Origin of the sequence: Fibrella rubiginis, from assembly GCF_017353185.1 — a bacterium.
Lineage (GTDB): Bacteria > Bacteroidota > Bacteroidia > Cytophagales > Spirosomataceae > Fibrella > Fibrella rubiginis.
Map to the genome: position 1 here is coordinate 803,654 of NZ_JAFMYV010000001.1, position 19,550 is coordinate 823,203.

Consider the following 19,550-nt stretch of genomic DNA (forward strand, 5'->3'; position numbering starts at 1 on the left):
GGACCACGCCGTAATGGGCGTCGCCCGTTGCCTACTTAACATACGCCAATTCCATTGTTTCGCCGTTGAAGACGCCGTAGGAGCGGTTGTGAACCCACTCGCCGAGGTTAACGTAGCGGCTGTTGGGCGTCACGGTCAGGTCGAGGGGGAGGTGGCGGTGGCCGAAGATGTAGTAATCGTGGTGCTGGTTTGCTTCCACTTCGCGGCAGTATTGCCAAAGCCATTCCTGCTCTTCGCCCCGAAATTCGTCTTCGGCCTTCTTATTATTGGTAATCCGGCTCCGGCGCGACCACCGTTGGGCCAGATCAATGCCTAGATCGGGGTGGAGCCAGCGGAAGGCGAACCGGGCAACCGGGCTTTCAAAAACTTTTTTCAGCTGCTTATACACATGGTCGCCGGGGCCGAGGCCGTCGCCGTGACCAATCAGGAATTTCTTTTCGCCCAGCCGGTACGTTTGTGGCAGGCGGTGAACGGGAATGCCCAGTTCGTCGGTGAAGTAGCGGCGCATCCACATGTCGTGGTTGCCCGTGAAGAGTGTAATGGGCAGGCCCGCGTCGGCGAGTTCGGCAAGTTTCCCCTGAAACCGGATGAACCCCTTTGGAATAGCGTGCTGGTATTCAAACCAGAAATCGAACACGTCGCCCACCAAAAACAAGGCAGCGGCATCGTCCCGAATCTGATCGAGCCAGCGCACTACGGCCTGTTCACGTTCGCGACTAAGCGCGGGTGAGGGCGTGCCGAGGTGGAAATCAGAAGCAAAATAGATACGCTTACCGGGTGGCAGCGCAATGGCGGTAGGATCAGTCATGCCTCGCAAAGGTACGTACCCCACCCGCCCAGGTCCAGCCACTTACAACTTTTTCAGTACCCTCACCAACCGTTTGCTGATTTGCGCGTACCCCGCATCTGACGGATGCAGGCCGTCGTAGGTCATGTCGATGGCCTCAACCGGATACGGGTATTCGTCGGCGTCAGGCGCGAAGGGAACGTCGACGTAGGCAGGGTAGGGGTAGTTGGTGTAGGTGCCAGTCTGCGGATTTTTCAACCGTTTGAATTTCACGAGCTTCTCCACGCGTAGCTGTCGCACATGATACAGGTCAACCACCGGCAGCTGCTCCAGGCGGCCAATAGAGTCGATGGCGTTGGCAAATGCTTCGAGATATTGCCCGTTTTTGGCCTTGTATGACCCATAGGCATTGTTTTTATAGTTGGTCAAATACACAAAATCGCCCCGTTGCATGGGTGTAATCAGCACGATCTTCGCCTGCGGGTTAAGACTGCGAAGCTTGTTGATGATGATGCGAAACGAGCCGTAGACCGTGCCGTTGCCCGCATTAGTCTGGTAATCGATCAGTCGCCCCAGTGGCCTGCCCCGCCACCAGTCATTGGTGCCCAGAAAAATGGAATAGATATCGGCTTTGACCAGCCCCAGTTTTTCAACAGAGTCGGCGATGTTGCCTGACGTCCAGCCGTTGTGGCCCTGATTGATATAGGTTAGGTATGGCAGCTTTTCTGTTACCCGGGTCATGTAGCCTTTGGTGATCCGGTTGCCGGTTTCGTTTGGGTGCTCATTCAGGTACGTGATCGAATCGCCGATGGCCACCCAGGTACGCTGGTTTGGTTTCGAGGAACACAGCAGGAAAACGGCGGCCGTGAGGATAAACAGTTTTTTCATTGCGAGGGAAAAGGGAGGAGTCGGTGAAAGATAGCCAGACAGTGCCTAAAATAGCAGAGAATCATCCTTCAGTGCCCGGCTGTTTCGGTGGCTGTAACATTCAGCCGTATATTTGGGTTGTCAATCTTGACGAATTCTGAGTCGCAAAAAGTTTTATGAAACAATCAACTATTCTGCTGGCGTTGGCGGTTGTGGCCCTCGCTTCGTGCCGTCCAAGTACAGTCGATGATGCCAATGACGCTGGTGGTACGGCCAGCCCTTACCTGGCCAGGACGGTGGTTGGCGTACGAATGCTGTCCAACGACGCGAATTACGATGAGGCGGGTCAATACCTGGCCGAAGAATTCGTGCGGGGTACCTTCAAACTGGGAGAAGACACAAAAATAGAGGTAATAAACACCCGAAAAGGTGGGATGTTTAAATGGGATAAAAACGAGGTTGTTGTGTCGTTTGGCTCACCCAAGCCTTATCCGTCGATTTATCATGCCGAGTACGTTTTCAACAAACTGTATCAGCCTGGTTTAGCTACGCAGATGGATGCCATGCCCGAAAAAGAGCCCCTGTCGGGTCCTGCACCCGAAGGTACTAGTGCTGAGCGCCCTGCCGAGTCGGCAACGGGTTTAGCCGCCAAGCGTGACACGTCGGCTGCTAATGACACAGCCACGTCGGTTTCACGGGTAACGGCAGCAGCTACGCAACTTACAGCTCCTGCTGAAAGCACAGGCAAATTTGTGGCTTATCCCGGTTTGGGCGACAAAGCCGTTTGGGATCCTACCAACCATACTATGCATGTGTTGTTGAATAACCATATCCTAAACGTGCAGGTGAAGACTGCTGATAAGCCCGCCGTGGCTCAGCAACGTGCCGCTATCTTGGCTAATGTAATTTTCCACGAAGTAGTAGGTGATTATTACGCGCCAGACGATAGCAAGTAGCAACGCTAGTGCACCGATATAAAAACCTCACCAACCAGTGAGGTTTTTTTGTTGTTACTAATCTTGCTCTACGCTTGGCGCACTGTTTGCTATCTTAAAATGATAGACAGATTTAACTAGATGCTTATCGATACGACATGCTTTTTGTATATCAAATGCACATAAACGTCTATTGAAAAAATTATTATATGAATTTTTCACGAATGTATTGATTTTTATATGCTATTGATATCATATAGGCAAGGTTATTGCAAGACAGTGATAATGAAATAGACGTATACAGCCACCGTTATGCCAAACGTTTGGGTATATAAAAATCAGGGCTTCTCGTGATAAACAACTTATTTAATACGCTCATTACTCCCACCTACTTGCACGTTCTCCGCTGCCCGGTCCGTTGCCATCAGGCTAACGGCTGGGTAAGTGGGGGATTTAACCTGAAATAGTCAGCATTAACAGCACAAACGGAGTAAAAACCGCTTGATATTTATCTAACAATGGGGTAGAACTTCTAGCGAGTTCTACCCCATTTTCGTACTATACTTTTCTTGAAAATGGCTGATAGTGTTGCATTTACGGTGCGTAAACCTATTTTTGGATGACCAATACCCCTGTAACACGTCTCACGCCTGTCCTACACCAAATTGGTGCGGTGGCTGGTCTGACCTAATCAACCCTTTCTATGTTTACCAACAAAACCCCCTGGATTGTTCTGCTCCTGCTATGGATGGGCGGATCGACGTGGTGGCACGTCTGCAAAATTAAGCAGCTCTGTGGTGACTACTTGCCCCATGCCAACATGGAAGCAACGATAGCAATGCCGGGCGCCTCTACGTTTGGCCTCACCATTGCCGACGGCGACAAGCTGAACCTAAACGTGCCCGGTAACTTTTCCTTTGCCAAATCGGGCGAGGCGGCCAATGCCTCGGCGCTGGGCAATACGCTTCAGACGGTAGCCGCCTACCTAAAAGCCAATCCGGGCCGGATCATGACTATAATGGGTCATTATCATGCTGACGAAGATAATCCCGGCAGCTACCCCAATCTGGGTGTTGCGCGGGCCGAAGCAATCAAAGCTGATCTTATCGACATGGGGGTGCCCGCTGCGCAGGTAGCTACGGCCAGTATGCTGGTGAGTACACCAGCCGGCGCGATGATGCCCTACAGTACGAAAGGTGACTCGCTCTATGGTGGGCTGGCATTCTCGTTTACGGGCGCAGCTACGGATACAACAGCTACGGATACAACAGCTGTTGTTGCTGCTCCTGCCACCGATACCACAACAGCTGCTAAACCCAACACGGAAGAAGCCCTGGCCGAAGCGCAGAAGTTTACGTCGGTGTTCAAGCCCATCGATTTGTATTTCAAGAGTGGTCAGTCAGGCTATATCAGGACAGAAGACACCAGGAAATTTTTTGCCGAAGCTGAAACGTATCTGAAGGCCCACAAAGACAAGAAACTGACGCTGACGGGGCATACTGATGCCACGGGACCAGACAAGGTAAACCTCGAACTGTCGCGGGCGCGGGCCAGCGGCGTAAGAGCACGCCTGCGCAAAGATGGTATTGACGGCGATCAGATCGTGGTGGAAGCCAAAGGTGAAACCGAGCCCAAAGAGCCGAATGAGACCGCCGAAGGCCGCAAAGCCAATCGCCGGGTAACCGTTGTGGTACAATAATAGCCCCCTACACACATAAACGCCCATTCGTATGTTTACCATGAATCCCCTGAATTTGCCCGACGCCATCATCCAGCACTGGATCATGTGGTTTGTAGCGGGCACATTAGGCTTTATCATCGGCTATATTTCCCGCAAAGGAACCATAGCCCAGCTGGAAGGTGATCTTGCCAGTACCGAGCGCGAATTAGCCGACTGCCAGCGCCCCCGATCAGCCCCCGACGATCAGGAAGCCCTGATCCTGAATCGGGTACGTGCCCGCGCCAACGAACTGGATTTAAGCCGCATTGGTCGTGCCAGCCTGGCCGAAGCCGACGACCTGAAAGACATTGTGGGCGTGGGGCCGTTTCTGGAGAAAAAGCTGCATGCCATTGGCATCTACACATTTCGGCAGATAGCCAATTTCACCAAAGAAGACGTCGGCAAGGTGAATGACATCATCGAGTTCTTCCCCGGGCGCATCGAGCGCGACGACTGGGTTGGCCAGTCGGCAGATTTTGATCGTAAAAAACGCACCGCTTAACCCTCTACCCCCATGTTTGGATTAGATCCCTTTAGCCGCCCGGTGGCGATCATCGAAGTACTGTCAATTTTATCGCTGGCTGCGTTCATTGGCTGGCTGCTTGGTCGCTTGTTGCTCAACGGCCGCATCAGTGCCCTCCAGGCCGATATTGCCGACAAAGAAGCCGCCCTCGACGAGTGCCGCCGTGCCAAGGCTGCACCGTTTGTTAATTCGCACCGCCAGTCTGTTGCACCTGCTATGGCTGCTTCGGTGGCAGCCGTTGCTGCTCCTGTAGCAGAAATGTATCGTGTTGAAGCGCCTATGGTAGCGGCCATAGCGGCACCAGTCATGGAAAAAGCGGCTCCGGCTCCCATTCCAGCAACGGGTGGATCGGAAGATGCGGTGCTGCACCGGATTGCGGCCCGCGCCAGTGAGATCAATTTCGACCGGATTGGCCGCGCCACGGCTGCCGAAGCCGATGACCTGAAAGACATTGTGGGCGTGGGGCCGTTTCTGGAGCGTAAACTGCACAGCCTGGGTATCTACACGTTCCGGCAGGTGGCCAATTTTGTGAAAGAAGATATCGACAAGGTCAACGAGATCATTGAGTTCTTCCCCGGCCGTATTCAGCGCGACAATTGGGTAGACCAGTCGAAGTCGTTCTACGCAAACAAATACGGCAAGAAGCACGATGCATGATAAGGAGTTTACTGTTTTCTGTTTACCGTTTTCAGTTGCTTCGCCTACTAACCACTAAGAGCGCGAAGCAACTGAAAACGGTAAACAGAAAACAGTAAACTGGAAAAAGGCCGCACTGGAAACGGATGCGGCCTTTTTGCGTTACACTGCGCCGCCGGTTGTATCTTCGTATAGCAGATGAACACCCTCTCTAATGCGTATTTATGAATATCAACGGTCCGGGAAAAGACAAGAATACCTACGACGCTATCGTCATTGGCTCTGGCATCAGCGGCGGCTGGGCAGCCAAAGAACTGACTGAAAAAGGCCTGCGCACGCTGGTGCTGGAACGGGGTCGTGATGTGAAGCACATCACCGACTACCCCACGGCGATGAACAACCCCTGGGATTTTTCACACCGAAACCGGATGCCGCTGGACTTCGACGAAAAGAACCCTATTGCCACCAAATGCTACGCCCTCGACGAAGGCACCGAGCATTTTTTTGCCAAAGATGCCGAGCACCCTTACGTGCAGGAAAAACCCTTCGACTGGATCAAGGGCTACCAGGTGGGTGGCAAATCGCTGATCTGGGCGCGGCAAACCCAGCGGTGGAGCAAGTATGATTTTGAAGCCAATGTCCGCGATGGTGCCGCTATCGACTGGCCCATCCGCTACGAAGACCTGGCCCCCTGGTATAGCCATGTAGAGAAATTTGCGGGCATTTCGGGCAACAAAGACGGCCTCGACACCCTGCCCGACGGTGAGTTTCTGAAACCCTGGGAGCTGAACTGCGTAGAAAAACACATCCAGAAAAGCGTAGCGGCGGCCTATAAAGACCGGCACGTGATCATTGGCCGTTGTGCCCACCTGACCGAGCCGAAACAGATTCACTATGACCAGGGCCGGGCGCAGTGTCAGGCGCGGCATCTGTGCTACCGCGGCTGTCCCTATGGCGGCTATTTCAGCAGCAACTCCAGCACGTTGCCCTGGGCGGCAAAAACCGGAAAGCTCACCCTGCGTCCGTTTTCGGTGGTCGAATCGATCATCTATGACGAGACCAAAGGCAGGGCCACGGGTGTGCGGGTGGTGGATACCAACACCAAAAAAACAACCGATTATTTCGCCCGGATCATCTTCGTCAATGCGGCCTGTCTGAACACCAATCTGGTGCTGCTCAACTCAACTTCGCGCCGGTTTCCAAACGGGCTGGGCAACGACAACGGGCTGATGGGCCATTACGCCGCTTTCCACAATTACCGCGGTGCGCTGAATGCCACCTACGAAGGCTTCGAGGACGGTTATTACTACGGTCGGCGGCCCACCACGGCGTTTATGCCCAATTTCCGCAACGTACACAAGCAGGAAACAGACTTCCAGCGGGGCTACATGGTGGCGTTCAGCGCCGGCCGGGGCCGGGGTGTACCGACCGAAGCGAGTTTTGGCCCGGAGTTTAAAGAGGCGCTGACCAAGCCCGGCAACTGGCATATTTATATGATGATGCAGGGCGAAACCGTACCGCGCTACGAAAACCACCTGCGCCTCAGCAAAGACCTGAAAGATCAGTGGGGCATTCCGCAACTGGTTACCTCAATCGGCTACACCGACAACGACGAAAAGCTGATGAAGGACTTTCTGCAGCAGGGGCAGATTATGCTCGAACAGGCGGGTTGCAAGCATATCACCGCAGGCGACGATAAACGTAACCCCGGCCTCGACATCCACGAGATGGGTGGTGTGCGCATGGGCCGCGACCCGAAAACGTCGTTGCTCAACGCGCATAACCAGCTTCACCACGTTAAAAACGTGTTTGTCACCGACGGCGCGGCCATGACCAGCACCGGCACCCAGAACCCGTCGATCACCTTTATGGCCCTCACCGCCCGGGCCGCCAACTTCGCCGTGGGCGAGATGAAACGGAAGAATTTATAAACAGGAGGCGGGAGCAGGTTGCCAGCAACCTGCTCCCGCCTCCTGTTTATACCTGTGCCATTGCGTTGAGCAGGCCTGGCAGCTAAGACTGTTGCACAATAAACGTCTGGGGTTGTAATGGCTGAATGACAAACGTATTGGTGGTGGTTTTGGCTGCTGTAGAAACCGTGAGCCGATATAAGCCGACACCCAGATTGGAGATGTCGAATTGTTGACCATAGCCATGATTCAGCGGCACTCTTATCGCGTAAAGTGCGTGACCGGCGGCATCCGACAGGGTGATCCGGGCTGTGGCTGGTAGTGCCTCGACGAACAGCTTGATTTTTTGATCGGCCGTAATGAACATATTGGTCTGCGGCGTGGCGGCAACTGTACCCTCGGGGGCAACTTGCTGGGCAAATGATGCAGTACTGGCTACTAGTCCCAGCATCAGGACGATTACTTTTTTCATGGTTGTATCAGTCTTTCTTTTGAGTTTGACTGATACAAAGGTGTGGCAGGCTATTGAGGCTGGAAACCAAATCGGTGTGGATACCGGAATTGATTGGTTAGACGCCCTGTTTTGCCCGACGAACCGTCAATCAGGCGATGCAGGTACCACCTCATGCTCAGGTTAGCAAACAATAAACCGCCGAACGCAGGTTTATAGAGGTAGACCACCCTTTCGGTAGCGAATGATTTCTCAAACAACTACGCAATCCCCCCGTTTCAACACGTTCTGGTGGGCAGGCTACGAATGCACCGACCAGCAAAACGCCTTCGGTAATCGGGTCGATTTTCTGCCCCTTACCGGCCATCTCGACCGTCTCGACGACGATTACCGCGACATCATTAACCTCAACATTCGCACCGTCCGCGAGGGTATCCGCTGGAGTCAGGTAGAGAAGCGGGCCTATGTCTATGACTGGACCGTGGTGCGGCAGATGTTATCGCGGGGCAAGGCATTGGGTATCCAGCAAATCTGGGACATCTGCCACTTCGGCTACCCCGACGACCTCACGCCCCTGCATCCGATGTTTGCCCGGCGGTTCGCGGCTATCTGCAAAGCGTTTGTCGCTGTCTACCGCGAAACGTTTCCCGACGGTCCGCTGATTGTTACACCTATCAACGAGGTCAGCTTTATTTCGTGGCTTGGTGGCGACGTGCGCGGCACGGTGCCCTACTGCACCAAGCAAGGTTTTGAGGTGAAATATGGGCTGATTCGGGCCTATATTGAGGGTATTGCCGCCATGCGTTCCGTAGACGCTAATGTGCTGGTCCTGACCACCGAACCGCTGGTGAATATGGTACCTCCGCTGAAGCCGTCGAGGCAGGAAGTGAGTGCCGCTAAAGCGGCCCACGACAACCAGTATCAGGCCGTTGATATGCTCCTGGGCCGCCTTCACCCCGAGTTGGGCGGTGCTCCGCACATGGTTGATATTGTGGGGCTGAATTTCTATTATAACAACCAGTGGGTAGTGCCAACGTATGAACTGCTACCCTGGGGAAACGAAGGTAGAGACCCACGTTTCCGGCGATTGCACCTGCTGTTTTTAGAGGTGTATAAACGCTACCGAAAGCCCATTGCCCTCACCGAGACCAGCCACCCCGGCATTGACCGCCCCGCCTGGATACGGATGATCGCCCGCGAATGTGCCGCCGCCAAACAGGTGGGTGTACCTCTGGAGGGAATCTGCCTGTACCCCATCGTTGACCGCCCCGACTGGGACCACCTGGAACGCCCCTGGCATCGCTCCGGCCTTTGGGACGCCAGCCCCGACGGCCTTGACATGAGCCCCGGCCAAACGCCCGGTCGGTATCTTAGCCAGCCTTATGCCGAGGCCCTTCAACAGGCCCAGTCGGTTATTGACTGAGCAGCGCAAAGAGGCTGTCAGGGGTTTGCGCGAACAGCCGCGACCCTGTACATCTTCCCGTCTGATTTGGTGTACAGGAATAGGTCGCCGTGGAGGCCCATGCCCATGCGGAGATCGGTTTTTTTGCTATCGCTTAATTCCTGGAAGGTGGTCGGTTTGCCAGCGTGCTCCAGCTCTATTTCCTGAACAACAGCCTGACGGCCAAGGGTTAACGCGTTGCTTTCTACATAGAAGATTCGGCCATTGACTACATCGCCAAAGATATACTTGCCTTGTAGTTGCGGGGTGGCCGTACCTGTGTAGACAAAGCCTCCTGATATGGCATTGCCTTCGTCGTGGTCATACTGGGCTACCGGGTAGACGTAATGCGCCGACTTGTCGTTGGCAGGCAGGGCATACACCTTACCCATGTTACCCCGCGAGTTCATCAGATACGTACCTTCCCGCTCCGGCCAGCCGTAATCGGCACCCGCTATGCCGATGTTTATTTCCTCCATACGCGCCTGACCAATGTCGGTAATCAGCATGTTGCCGTTGGGTGTCCAGCAAATGCGGTTGGGGTTGCGGAAGCCCCGGCAGTAGATTTCTTTAACGGTGGTTGGCTTGTCTTTGGCGTAAGGATTCGTGGCCGGAATGCCATAGCGGCCGTTACGGCTGTTAGTGCCTTTTGGATCAATACGCATGACCGACCCCCAAACGTGGCTTTTGTCATGGCAGAGAAATGGATAGCCATTCTCAGTGGCCCCACCATCGCCAACCCCAATGTACAACAGCCCGTAGTCAGGGCTACGGGGTCGGGCCAGTGGATTGAACGTAATTTCCTGAACGCCGTGAATAGGGGATACCATGTTGACGCGGAATAATTCCCGGCCTGTTCCGGTGAAAACGGCACTGGTCGGGTCCGTAATTTTCCATTCGGTGATCACCCATTGCAACGTAACCTTGATGGAATCGGCGTAGGCAAAGTCGGTGGGGGCGGTGCCCGCTTTTTCGGTATGGGTGGTGTAGAAAAGGCCATTCCGGTAGAAATCGGGGTGAAACGCATAACTGCCGAAACCGGTGGCTAAACCCGGTGTATGAATAAAATTGGGTCGCTCTTTGGCCAGATCCATCACCGTCCGCAGGCTATCGGCTATCAGCTCATAGAGCTTTCCCCGAAGATCTTCGATAAAGACCCGGTCAGGCTGGCCGGGCAGCACCAGCATTTTATTGATCCGGGCAAGGGGTTTGGCCTGCGCCGTGGCGGGAGCCGTGAGCACATCCTCAATACGGAGTCTCAACCCTGATTTAGCTATTTTAGCCGGCACCGGGTCGTCGATGGCGGCGCCCAGGTTTTCGTTTTTTGCCTCTGGCAAGCGCTGCTTCTGGTTGGTATGAACAAAGGCCAGAATCGCCTCAAGGTCAGGGTCGCTCAACGCCGGAAAAGCGGGCATATATTGCTTATACTCCTCGAAAAGACGAACGGCCCGTGCGTCGCCCCGGCTAATCTGCTCCGGCGCGTTGCGAACAAAGGCCCGTAGCCACGTGGGTGTCACGGCGGTGGTTACGCCCGCCAGATTGGGTCCGATACCCTTTTGCCGGAAATTATGACAGGCCGAGCAGTTGGTCTGAAACAGGCTTTGCCCCTTGGCTATCAGCTGTTTGTCTGATGAATAGGGCTTGTCTTTACCCAGCGTGTCGGTGGCCTGACGGGACGTTTGGCCAACTGGATTTGGGCGGGCACAGACGCATACGCCAACCAGGGCAATCAGCAGAATAGACCAGGTAAGTAGCTGCTTTTGATAAGTATACTGTGCTGCTTGCAATGCCATAGATAGAGGTGCCATTTGTGTGTGCGGTGTGGTTAGGCTCGGGCTAGCCACACGAATCACAAAGCCCTTACCGGCTTAGAAATACGCATGCATAGCCGCTGGATATTGCGGAATAACCAGTTCGGGTGCGTCAATATCGGGGTGCCAGCGTTTTTCCCACTCGAAACTGTAGAAGCCATCGTAACCACCCGCCACCAGTGCCGTAATAGCTTCCCGGAGTGGAGCCTCACCTTTGCCAACGGCCACATAATGATGCTTCCCGTTTTCTAGGCGAGCATCTTTTATGTGAGTGTGACGAATGTATTTTTTTAATTTCTGATACACCTCGGCGGGTGCCTCGTGGCTGTCGGACCACATGTTGACTATATCCCAGATCAATCCAACGTTGGGGTGTTCGGCGGCGGTCATCAGCGGTAGCAATAGGTCGCTGCGGGTCAGTTCGCCGTGCGATTCCAGCAGTACCGTCACAGACCGGCTTTTGGCGTACTCACCCAGTTCAAGCAACCCGTCGCCAATGAGCCGGAGCGTCAGGTCGCGGGGTTGGTCGGGCGGAAGCTGATCGGGAAATACCCGCACAAACGGGCAGTCGAGTTGTTGGGCTAGGTCGATAAAGCGCCGGGCATCATCCAGGTTTTGGCTTCGTTTGGCCCGGTCGGCGTGGTGCAACTGCGCCGACGACCCCAGGTTAATGATCCGTACGCCCTGAGCGGCAAACTGCCGACGTGTCTCGTTGGCGCGGGCAGCCGTACTGAATTCCGGGCATTTGGGCAGGTCCAGTTCGCCCAACAGTCCCCTAAACTCCACGCCCTGATAGCCATTTTTGGCCGCTGTATTCAGAATAGTGGTCATGGGCCAGGCCGGGCAACCCAGCGTTGAAAACGAAAATTTAGGCCGCTGCCGTACAGACCCCAGCGTGGGGGCCATCAGGAGCGTGCCCAGACCCCCAAGGCTAGTTTTCAGGGCAGATCGGCGGGTGAGTAGGCGAGTCATGGCAAGGGTCGGTATGGCACAGGTGCTAATAGCAAAGCCCAACCATCACTGATTGGGCTTTGGAAGAATTGATTCGTTACTTTCCACTTTAATTTGTTGATGAGCTGTCAAAACTCGTTCAAGCGGAACCCCAAGCTCATTTGCAATATACCCCGCATCTACGTTCAACTTAAGCATAGCGTTAATAGCTTTTTCAATAATTATTTCGTAGCCGCTTTTAAAGGCTTCTTCGTACTCCTCACGTAATGTGCGCTCTCGTAATGACGACATAGTGGAATTTTTGATTGTTTAGAAATCGTATGAAAAATAGCGAATAGTTTGACGCTTGGCAACTTTTCTGATCACTAGTCATATACTATCAAATACCACTCAATCGGTTTGTGTATAAGTTTTCAAAATAGTATATATGTTTACAGATCTATTGACACTCATGTTATTGACGTTATGAAACATCTATTTACAGCCTTTTCACTGACTACTTTAATCATTGGCTTTTTAGCTTGCCAACATGGTTACCAAATGGTAGGTAATTATTATGAGTATGAACTTACCGATGCTACAGAGGTGTATGCAGATGAGCTTGGAGGAAATAAACGGTTAGCAGATATGCCAGCAGGTACTCACGTTGTTAGGCGTGGGCGGGTCAAAGGAAATACATACCAATCAGTTGATTATGACGGGTATAACGTCTTTCTACGTCAACCTCACTGGCGAATGGTGCGACGCTATCGAGGCTCATATGCTACTGAATACAAGCCTATTGACACTTATGCTGTGTACAATAGTTCAGTATCAACTTACCAATCTAGTGAGCAAGGAAATACCCCTTCCAACGGAGCTTACATCCATACTGGACCACGTGGAGGTCATTATTATATCAATAGTAATGGGAATAAGACGTATGTTAAACCTGGTAGTTCATTGGGTGGAAGCTCAAGTAAAAGTCGTTCCCTATATCGATCAAGTGGCAGCGGTCGTTCTGGCGGAGGAAGACACAAATAACATACAGCACAAAGAATATTATGAAAAATATGAGATGTACTTTTTCATGATATTCTTTATATCCTTGCGGAGATCATCTTGATTCTTGTATCTCTTCTCTTGCATCTTACTTTGCTGCATACAACCGCTGTCCGCCTATCCAGGTTTGACGTACCTGCGTGGCGCGCAACTGCTCATTAGGCACGGTCATGATGTCGCGGTCGAGGATCACAAAATCAGCTTGCTTGCCCGTAGCGATGCTGCCGCGCATATGGTCTTCAAAACACGAATACGCCGCCCAGCGCGTCATGGCTGCCAGCGCATCCTGCCGCGAAACGGCGTTTTCGGGCTGGAAACCGCCTTTCGGGAAGTTTTTGGCATCCTGCCGGGCCACCGCCGCGTGAAACCCAAACAGCGGATTGACGTATTCGACGGGGAAATCACTGCCGAATGCAATCAGCTTGTTCTGTTTCATCAGGTCATTGAAGGCGTAAGCACCTTTCACGCGACTGGGGCCTAACCGCTTTTCGGCCCAGTACATATCAGACGTGGCATGGGTGGGCTGCACCGAGGGGATTACCGAATAGCGCCCAAACAGCCAGACATCCTCCGGCGAGACCACCTGGGCGTGCTCTATCCGCCAGCGACGGTTGTTCTTGTTATTAAGGTATTTGCCATACAAGCCTAGAATCAGGTGGTTGGCCGAGTCGCCAATGCAGTGCGTATTGGCCTGAAAACCGCTTTTGGCAATCAGCCCAATCACCCGATCCAACTCTGCAGGGGCCAGTAGCAACAACCCAGACGTGGTGGGCTGGTCGGTGTAGGGTCGGCGCAGACACGCTCCCCGTGAGCCTAACGCCCCATCGGCGTAAAGTTTAAAAGACCGCACCGTGAGGCGGTCGGTCTGGTAGGGACCCCGCTTCAGATAATAATCCAGATTGGGTTCGCCGAGGCTGATCATGGCGTAGTCGCGGATACGGAGCTTACCAGTTGCGTGCAGCTTTTCTACCAGGTCGATATCATCACGGTTCAGCCCGGCGTCGGAAACGGTGGTCAGGCCCAGTTTGAGGCACATCGCTTCGGCGTTTTGAAGCATCCGTGTTTTGGCGGCTTCGTCGGGTTGGGGAATTACGCGCTTAACTACCTGCATGGCGTTGTCGACCAGCACACCCGTGGGTTGCCCGCTGGCCAAAATCACGTCGCCCCCAGCCAGCACGGTACCGCCCGTAACGCGGGCCAGTCGCAGGGCTTTGGTGTTGGCCAGAATGGCGTGGCCGTCAATGCGGGTGAGGGCCACGGGAATATTGGGAAACGCCTCGTCGAGCTGTTTATTCGTTGGGAAGCCCCGCACCGGTGAATCAGTGGCAGGCCAGTCGTTTTGGTCCCAGCCCCGGCCAATGATCCAGAGGGCGTCGGGGTGTTGCTGCTGGTAGGTTTTGAGCCGGGTAACCACTTCGGCGTAAGATGTGGCACCCACCAGATCGGCCTGATCGAGCATTTGACCCAAGCCCAGAAAGTGGGCATGGGGATCATAGAAACCGGGGTAAACGGGTTGATCCTTCAGGTCAATGATGCTATCGGACGAATAGGCCTGCGTCACGGCATCGGTAGTGCCCACGGCCACAAAATGGCCCTCTTTCACCGCAAAGGCCTGCGCTTTGGTGTTTAGCGAATCGGCGGTGTAGACCGTGGCGTTGGTCAGTATATAATCGGCTTTGGGGCGGGTGGAACAAGCCGCCAACAGCCAGGCGGCAAGCAGGTACAGTGCGTAGTGAGTTCTGGTCATGGTAGTAGGAAACATCAGCCGCAAACTTACATCGTAAGTGCCAACGCTTACTTTTGCCGTCTTGATTTACTCACACACAATGCGCTCAACTGGTATTCTATTAAGCTGTTTTCTGGCGGTCAATGCGTTTGGCCAGAACAAACCATTCCAAAACCCAGTCCAGCGGGCCTTCCGCAATGCCTACGTTACCCAGCAGGGCGAAACGCTACTCTTAGCCGACGCCATCACGCAGGCACTGGCCCGGAGCTACCAGATAAAAGGCTTGCAAACCCAGGAGCAAGTAGCTGTAAATGATCGTATTCCGGCCAATGCCGGTTTCTATCCGCTCGTTACGGCCAACGCTAATTCAAACGGTGGACTCCAGAACATTAATCAACGATTCATCGACAACATCCGTCCGCCGCAGGTGCAATCGGGTCTGTTCAACCGCACAACCACGGCGGGGGTAAACCTGAACTGGACGCTGTTCAACGGCTTTGCCAACCTGAATACCTACAAACGGCTGGGCGAACTAATCCGCCTGAGTCAGATCAACACCCGCGTGAGTGTAGAGCAAACTATTGCCGACGTAGCTACGGCCTATTACGACGTGGTGCGGCAGCTGCAACAGTTGCTCTCGTTCCGGCAGGCCCTCGATATTTCGCGCGACCGGCTCGAACTGGCCAAAGCCAATTATGAAGTGGGTACCCGGTCTAAGGTGGATTACCTCACAGCGCAGGTAGACTACAATGCCGACAGTGTGACGCTGCTGACGCAGGAGCAGAGCCTGAAATCGGCCAAAATCCTGCTGAATACCCTGTTGATTCGTGACCCGCTTACCGAATTTGCCATTCGCGACACCATCGTAGCCAAAACCGATCTGAACCTTGAGCAGATCCGGCAGAACATGGCCAGCAACAACCCCCTGCTGGCTACGGCGGCCCTCAATCGGCGTCTGGCCGAACTTGACATCCGACTGGCGCGCGCGCAACGACAGCCTGTGGTCAGCGTGCAGACCGGCTACAACTTCACGTTTATCGACAATCAAGGGGGCTTTGGAGTGGCTTCTGCACGCAATAATGGCCTTACCTACAGTGTGGCGGCGGCTATCCCGATTTTTGCCGGGGGTAATCTGCGGCGGCTTGAAGCCAACGCCCGGGCCAATGCCCTTGCCGCCGAATACCAGCAGGCCAATCAGGAAGTGGTTTTGCAACAAGCTGTAGCGCAGACGTTTACGCAGTATCAGAACAGCCTGGCCCTACTGAATGTGGAGGTGCAAAACTTCAAGATTGCCCTCGAAAACATCGATATTGCCTATGATCGTTACCGGGTGGGTAACTCAACGGCCGTTGAGTTTCGTGATGTGCAGCGCAATGCCGTGGCTGCTCAGGCCCGATTGTTTACCGCCGAGTTTAACGCTAAAGCCGCTGAAATTGAGTTACTTCGGCTGAGTAGCACCATCAGTCAGCAGTTTCTGGGCCAGGCCGATGCAACTTCCAAATGAGACCGCTGACGAAGTTTTCCGACGTACTAGTGATTGAAAGACGTTAGGGCAGCAAAACCAAACGCCTGCCTGCTATGCCCTATTCAAAAACGGATTACCCCGCTTCGCTGAAGAATTTCATGGCTCCTGTGCGCAACAAAGCCATCGAGATTGCCAACGCCCTACTCGCTGATGGCAACGACGAGTCGAAAGCCATTGCTATTGCCACTGCCCAGGCCGAAAAATGGGCCGAATCCCGCGGTATACGTACCCGGAAGAAAGGAAAATAAGTAGCAGTAGGCAGTGGCGGTAGGCAGTACGCTACCGCCACTGCCTACTGCTACTGTTTACTGCTACTGTTTACTGCCTGCTTCATGAAAGACCCCATCACTCCCTTCGATTGGCAGCGCATGTGGCTGCACGAGTTTCCGCTCAGCTTTTTGGGGGAGGTGGCCCTGCGTACGGTGTTTATGTTTGCCGTGATCCTGGCGGCACTCAGCGTATCGGGTAAGCGGGAAGTTCGTCAACTGTCTGTTTACGAACTAGTGCTGGTAATTGGTCTTGGCTCGGCGGCGGGCGACCCCATGTTTTATCACGACGTGCCGTTGGCGTCGGCGGTGGTGGTATTTGTGGTTATTATGCTGTGCTACAAGTTCATTACCAAACTAAGCGACCGCAACAAAACCATTCGCGATAAACTGGAAGGCGTACCCGTTTACGTCATTGAGGATGGGTGTATTCTGACCAAAAATTTCGATGACGAGGACCTGGGCAAAGATGAGCTCTTCGCCGATTTGCGGCAGGCGGGTATCGAGCAACTGGGCGAGGTGCGGGTGGCCATCCTGGAAGCCAATGGCACGCTAAGTCTCTACAAACAACCTGATGATCAGGTGAAGCCGGGTTTGCCTATTCTGCCCAAACCCCTGGCTCAGTTTACCCGGCACATTGTTACGGAAGATACCTACGCCTGTGACCAGTGTGGCTACACCCAGCCCATGCAACCCGACCAGGATATTAGTTGCCCAAATTGCCAAAATGGTCAATGGGTCAAGGCGCAGGGATAGAAGCAAAAATTTTCAGAAAAATAAACGCACTATGTTTTAAAGCGGAAACTTTCGGCCCGGTTTCGTGGTTTTACCCTCAACTGCCTTATAAAGCCCGTCTGCTCTCCGCCGACGGGCTTTTTGCGTTTCACTCGATTTGCCCGGCGAAGGCCCCGGATGAGGTACGGCTGGTAGACTTTCGGCGTCTGTAAGTGAAAAGTAGATGCCCCGTGCTACTAAAGATTAGCCTACCACAGCATAGGTCGTTTGGTGTCCGACAACCGTTTGAGGCCGTAGTAGCCAAAGCCCGTAGCGGCAATAAACAACACAACGGCAATACAGCTAAACTTCAGCAAAGCCATTGCCCAGGCCAGATGGGCGGTTGTGGTGGTGGCACTGGCCGGTGGCAGTTGTTGCAGCATCGCCCCGTTTTCGATGGCATCAAAAACTGCCGCAACTATACCCAGCCATGCCAACCGGTTAACCCACGTTATCCAAGTCTTTCTTACATCCACCTTCGCCAGCAGCTGAGCAGCGTACCGGCAGCCAACGAACAGAGTCGTGCCGTAAAGACACAGAAATAGAAAATCGAGAAAAATACTTCGCGAGAGCAGCACGTCTTTGCCTCTCAGGCTCATTTGGCCCAAAAGCACCGTGGCCTGATCAGGGGTACGGGCTAGTTCATAGGCCACAACCTCTTTACTCGTCAGCGGGGCGATGCTGCGATTCATGAAGACAGAGTAGCCGATGGTGGCTATGAGCAGGAGCCAGAATAACCTGATCATCATCTACCAACTTTTACACCGCGTCGGACAAGCTGCTGAAGGTGAACTCGCGGATTTTCATGGGCGGAATCAGGTAGTTGCCTTGTGATTCAGTGCTGACTACGCGTTCGGGCTTGCCCAGAACCTCCAGGTTATTGAGCATAATGACCGGACTTTCGTTGAACCGGAAGTTCTTCACGGCATGCTTGATTTTGCCGTTTTCAATGTAGAACGTTCCGTCGCGGGTGAGGCCCGTGTAGAGCAACGTCTGCGGATCAACGGGGCGGATGTACCAAAGTTTCGTGACCAGAATACCCCGCTGTGTGCCCTTGATCATATCCTCCAGTGAGGCCGTACCACCCGCCATGATGGCGTTGTTGGGGAACGGAACGGGCGTTTTACCCTGCTTCTGCGCCCAGTAACGCGAGTAGAACATGTTCGTTACCACACCCTTGTCGATCCACGTAATTTTCTTCTGTGCCTGTCCGTCGCCTGCCCAGGGCGAAGCGGGCAGGTCGGGGTTGGTGGGGTCAGAATAGATCGTGACGCGGGGGTCCATCAGCTTTTCGCCGAGTTTGGTCTTGCCGCCGGGTTTGCTCAAAAACGAGCGACCTTCGTCGGCAGAGCGGGCGTCCATGTTGAAGAAGACGTTCTCCATGAGCACGGCGGCGGCAGTAGGCTCCAGGATGACGGTGTATTTGCCCGGCTCCAGGGCCTTCGCGCTGGCCGACGCTGCTGCTTTTTGCATGGCAATGCGCGTGGCGGCGGCGGTGTCAAGCTTGCTGACGTCGCTGTAGCCCCGCGCCACGTACCCAGACCCTTTACCGTCGGCGGTGCGGACCGTCAGCGAAAAGTTGACATTGGTGCTGGGGTAATAGGCAAACAGGCCTTTGGAGTTCATCATGGCCTGATAGCCGTGACTGTCTTCCATAAAACCGGCGCCGGTCAGATTAGCCGCCCGCGTCAGTTCCAGGCTTTTGGCAACGGCGGCGGCACGGGCGTCGGGTGTGAGGTTGGCTGTGCTGGCGAAATAACCGTTGCTTTTCAGGTACGTCTGCGGTCCCAGAATACCCACGTACTCCGGGTTTTCGGGCGCCAGCTTAGCCAGCTCTTCCGACCGCCGTACCACCTTTTCGAGTGATGCATCGTCGAACTCGTCAATCGTTGCCGTGCCCACTTTTTTGCCATAGGCCGACTGCACCACCAGATTCTGGTTGGTCTTCGCTCCGCTGGTCGATACCTCGTTGCGGGCATAGCGGATGTTGCCGCTGATGTCACCCGACAGGTTTACCTCGCACTCATCAGCTTTCGAGTAGTTGAGGACTTTTTGGAGAAGCGCCCTGGCTTCTGCTTCGGTGAGTATGGTTGCCATTTTGAGAAGTAGGAGAAAAGGGCTACAACATGGAGTTACACTGAGGTTTTTGGGCTACAAAGTGAGAACGCTGTGTGCCTCCGTGGCCC

General features: G+C 54.0%; 19 protein-coding genes. 10 read left to right on the forward strand and 9 right to left on the reverse strand.

The annotated features are described in order from the left end of the window. Positions 1 to 31 precede the first annotated feature (31 nt). Both J2I47_RS03080 and J2I47_RS03085 read right to left on the reverse strand, forming a co-directional pair. Positions 32 to 808 carry a UDP-2,3-diacylglucosamine diphosphatase gene (locus tag J2I47_RS03080; RefSeq protein ID WP_207363070.1) on the reverse strand — a complete coding sequence of 259 codons (777 nt, stop codon included), beginning with the start codon at positions 806 to 808 and terminating at the stop codon, positions 32 to 34. 42 nt (positions 809 to 850) lie between these two features. Continuing rightward, positions 851 to 1,675, reverse strand: a complete 825-nt coding sequence (locus tag J2I47_RS03085) for an SGNH/GDSL hydrolase family protein (RefSeq protein ID WP_207363071.1) — start codon at positions 1,673 to 1,675, stop codon at positions 851 to 853. A gap of 155 nt (positions 1,676 to 1,830) precedes the next feature. Between J2I47_RS03085 and J2I47_RS03090 the strand changes: the two genes are divergently transcribed. The 5 genes from J2I47_RS03090 (at position 1,831) to J2I47_RS03110 (ending at position 7,399) form a co-directional block, all read left to right on the forward strand. After that, on the forward strand, positions 1,831 to 2,610 hold the full coding sequence (locus J2I47_RS03090) for a hypothetical protein (protein ID WP_207363072.1): 780 nt from the start codon (positions 1,831 to 1,833) through the stop codon (positions 2,608 to 2,610). Positions 2,611 to 3,292: 682 nt separating this feature from the next. Continuing rightward, positions 3,293 to 4,288, forward strand: a complete 996-nt coding sequence (locus tag J2I47_RS03095) for an OmpA family protein (protein WP_207363073.1) — start codon at positions 3,293 to 3,295, stop codon at positions 4,286 to 4,288. A gap of 31 nt (positions 4,289 to 4,319) precedes the next feature. Next, the gene (locus tag J2I47_RS03100; protein ID WP_207363074.1) at positions 4,320 to 4,811 is read left to right on the forward strand and encodes a helix-hairpin-helix domain-containing protein; all 492 of its coding nucleotides are present in this window, start codon (positions 4,320 to 4,322) and stop codon (positions 4,809 to 4,811) included. 12 nt (positions 4,812 to 4,823) lie between these two features. Next, entirely contained in the window at positions 4,824 to 5,489 is a 666-nt protein-coding gene (locus J2I47_RS03105) for a helix-hairpin-helix domain-containing protein (RefSeq protein ID WP_207363075.1), read from the forward strand. 203 nt (positions 5,490 to 5,692) lie between these two features. Continuing rightward, positions 5,693 to 7,399 (forward strand): GMC oxidoreductase, encoded by a 1,707-nt coding sequence (locus J2I47_RS03110; RefSeq protein ID WP_207363076.1) that lies wholly within the window; start codon positions 5,693 to 5,695, stop codon positions 7,397 to 7,399. Between the two features lie 82 nt (positions 7,400 to 7,481). On the opposite strand, the gene J2I47_RS03115 is transcribed toward J2I47_RS03110, so the two are convergent. Then, positions 7,482 to 7,850: a T9SS type A sorting domain-containing protein gene (locus J2I47_RS03115; protein WP_207363077.1), complete on the reverse strand. Its 369-nt coding sequence runs from the start codon at positions 7,848 to 7,850 to the stop codon at positions 7,482 to 7,484. A gap of 223 nt (positions 7,851 to 8,073) precedes the next feature. On the opposite strand from J2I47_RS03115, the gene J2I47_RS03120 reads away from it, so the two are divergent. Next, positions 8,074 to 9,252: an amine oxidase gene (locus tag J2I47_RS03120; RefSeq protein WP_207363078.1), complete on the forward strand. Its 1,179-nt coding sequence runs from the start codon at positions 8,074 to 8,076 to the stop codon at positions 9,250 to 9,252. 17 nt (positions 9,253 to 9,269) lie between these two features. On the opposite strand, the gene J2I47_RS03125 is transcribed toward J2I47_RS03120, so the two are convergent. From J2I47_RS03125 to J2I47_RS03135, 3 genes are read right to left on the reverse strand one after another with little or no spacing between them, the layout of a single operon-like run. Further along, complete coding sequence (locus J2I47_RS03125; RefSeq protein ID WP_229374226.1) at positions 9,270 to 11,078, reverse strand: PQQ-dependent sugar dehydrogenase; 1,809 nt, start codon at positions 11,076 to 11,078, stop codon at positions 9,270 to 9,272. Between the two features lie 60 nt (positions 11,079 to 11,138). Beyond that, positions 11,139 to 12,053 carry a sugar phosphate isomerase/epimerase family protein gene (locus tag J2I47_RS03130; protein ID WP_207363079.1) on the reverse strand — a complete coding sequence of 305 codons (915 nt, stop codon included), beginning with the start codon at positions 12,051 to 12,053 and terminating at the stop codon, positions 11,139 to 11,141. A 45-nt stretch (positions 12,054 to 12,098) separates the two neighbouring features. Continuing rightward, positions 12,099 to 12,323: a hypothetical protein gene (locus J2I47_RS03135; RefSeq protein WP_207363080.1), complete on the reverse strand. Its 225-nt coding sequence runs from the start codon at positions 12,321 to 12,323 to the stop codon at positions 12,099 to 12,101. A gap of 174 nt (positions 12,324 to 12,497) precedes the next feature. Between J2I47_RS03135 and J2I47_RS03140 the strand changes: the two genes are divergently transcribed. Further along, positions 12,498 to 13,055: a hypothetical protein gene (locus J2I47_RS03140; protein ID WP_207363081.1), complete on the forward strand. Its 558-nt coding sequence runs from the start codon at positions 12,498 to 12,500 to the stop codon at positions 13,053 to 13,055. Positions 13,056 to 13,161: 106 nt separating this feature from the next. Here the strand turns inward: J2I47_RS03140 and J2I47_RS03145 are convergent, their stop codons facing one another. Then, positions 13,162 to 14,820, reverse strand: a complete 1,659-nt coding sequence (locus J2I47_RS03145) for an amidohydrolase (protein ID WP_207363082.1) — start codon at positions 14,818 to 14,820, stop codon at positions 13,162 to 13,164. A 79-nt stretch (positions 14,821 to 14,899) separates the two neighbouring features. Here J2I47_RS03145 and J2I47_RS03150 point away from each other — a divergent pair, with 79 nt between their 5' ends. The 3 genes from J2I47_RS03150 to J2I47_RS03160 all read left to right on the forward strand — a co-directional run bounded on the left by J2I47_RS03150 (position 14,900) and on the right by J2I47_RS03160 (position 17,346). Beyond that, positions 14,900 to 16,303, forward strand: a complete 1,404-nt coding sequence (locus tag J2I47_RS03150) for a TolC family protein (protein WP_207363083.1) — start codon at positions 14,900 to 14,902, stop codon at positions 16,301 to 16,303. Between the two features lie 74 nt (positions 16,304 to 16,377). Next, positions 16,378 to 16,572, forward strand: coding sequence for a DUF2188 domain-containing protein (locus J2I47_RS03155; RefSeq protein WP_207363084.1), 195 nt, complete (start codon positions 16,378 to 16,380; stop codon positions 16,570 to 16,572). A gap of 84 nt (positions 16,573 to 16,656) precedes the next feature. Next, entirely contained in the window at positions 16,657 to 17,346 is a 690-nt protein-coding gene (locus tag J2I47_RS03160) for a DUF421 domain-containing protein (RefSeq protein WP_207363085.1), read from the forward strand. 227 nt (positions 17,347 to 17,573) lie between these two features. Here J2I47_RS03160 and J2I47_RS03165 read toward each other — a convergent pair whose 3' ends face one another. After that, positions 17,574 to 18,113 (reverse strand): hypothetical protein, encoded by a 540-nt coding sequence (locus tag J2I47_RS03165; RefSeq protein WP_207363086.1) that lies wholly within the window; start codon positions 18,111 to 18,113, stop codon positions 17,574 to 17,576. 10 nt (positions 18,114 to 18,123) lie between these two features. After that, a complete protein-coding gene (locus J2I47_RS03170) occupies positions 18,124 to 19,461 on the reverse strand; it encodes a TldD/PmbA family protein (protein ID WP_207363087.1) in 1,338 nt (445 codons plus the stop codon). Positions 19,462 to 19,550 lie beyond the last annotated feature (89 nt).

Excerpts from the sequence above, each read along its gene's own strand:
- J2I47_RS03080 (WP_207363070.1), bottom strand. The coding sequence starts at position 808 with ATGACTGATCCTACCGCCATTGCGCTGCCACCCGGTAAGCGTATCTAT.
- J2I47_RS03085 (WP_207363071.1), bottom strand. The coding sequence starts at position 1,675 with ATGAAAAAACTGTTTATCCTCACGGCCGCCGTTTTCCTGCTGTGTTCC.
- J2I47_RS03090 (WP_207363072.1), top strand. The coding sequence starts at position 1,831 with ATGAAACAATCAACTATTCTGCTGGCGTTGGCGGTTGTGGCCCTCGCT.
- J2I47_RS03095 (WP_207363073.1), top strand. The coding sequence starts at position 3,293 with ATGTTTACCAACAAAACCCCCTGGATTGTTCTGCTCCTGCTATGGATG.
- J2I47_RS03100 (WP_207363074.1), top strand. The coding sequence starts at position 4,320 with ATGTTTACCATGAATCCCCTGAATTTGCCCGACGCCATCATCCAGCAC.
- J2I47_RS03105 (WP_207363075.1), top strand. The coding sequence starts at position 4,824 with ATGTTTGGATTAGATCCCTTTAGCCGCCCGGTGGCGATCATCGAAGTA.
- J2I47_RS03110 (WP_207363076.1), top strand. The coding sequence starts at position 5,693 with ATGAATATCAACGGTCCGGGAAAAGACAAGAATACCTACGACGCTATC.
- J2I47_RS03115 (WP_207363077.1), bottom strand. The coding sequence starts at position 7,850 with ATGAAAAAAGTAATCGTCCTGATGCTGGGACTAGTAGCCAGTACTGCA.
- J2I47_RS03120 (WP_207363078.1), top strand. The coding sequence starts at position 8,074 with ATGATTTCTCAAACAACTACGCAATCCCCCCGTTTCAACACGTTCTGG.
- J2I47_RS03125 (WP_229374226.1), bottom strand. The coding sequence starts at position 11,078 with ATGGCACCTCTATCTATGGCATTGCAAGCAGCACAGTATACTTATCAA.
- J2I47_RS03130 (WP_207363079.1), bottom strand. The coding sequence starts at position 12,053 with ATGACTCGCCTACTCACCCGCCGATCTGCCCTGAAAACTAGCCTTGGG.
- J2I47_RS03135 (WP_207363080.1), bottom strand. The coding sequence starts at position 12,323 with ATGTCGTCATTACGAGAGCGCACATTACGTGAGGAGTACGAAGAAGCC.
- J2I47_RS03140 (WP_207363081.1), top strand. The coding sequence starts at position 12,498 with ATGAAACATCTATTTACAGCCTTTTCACTGACTACTTTAATCATTGGC.
- J2I47_RS03145 (WP_207363082.1), bottom strand. The coding sequence starts at position 14,820 with ATGACCAGAACTCACTACGCACTGTACCTGCTTGCCGCCTGGCTGTTG.
- J2I47_RS03150 (WP_207363083.1), top strand. The coding sequence starts at position 14,900 with ATGCGCTCAACTGGTATTCTATTAAGCTGTTTTCTGGCGGTCAATGCG.
- J2I47_RS03155 (WP_207363084.1), top strand. The coding sequence starts at position 16,378 with ATGCCCTATTCAAAAACGGATTACCCCGCTTCGCTGAAGAATTTCATG.
- J2I47_RS03160 (WP_207363085.1), top strand. The coding sequence starts at position 16,657 with ATGAAAGACCCCATCACTCCCTTCGATTGGCAGCGCATGTGGCTGCAC.
- J2I47_RS03165 (WP_207363086.1), bottom strand. The coding sequence starts at position 18,113 with ATGATGATCAGGTTATTCTGGCTCCTGCTCATAGCCACCATCGGCTAC.
- J2I47_RS03170 (WP_207363087.1), bottom strand. The coding sequence starts at position 19,461 with ATGGCAACCATACTCACCGAAGCAGAAGCCAGGGCGCTTCTCCAAAAA.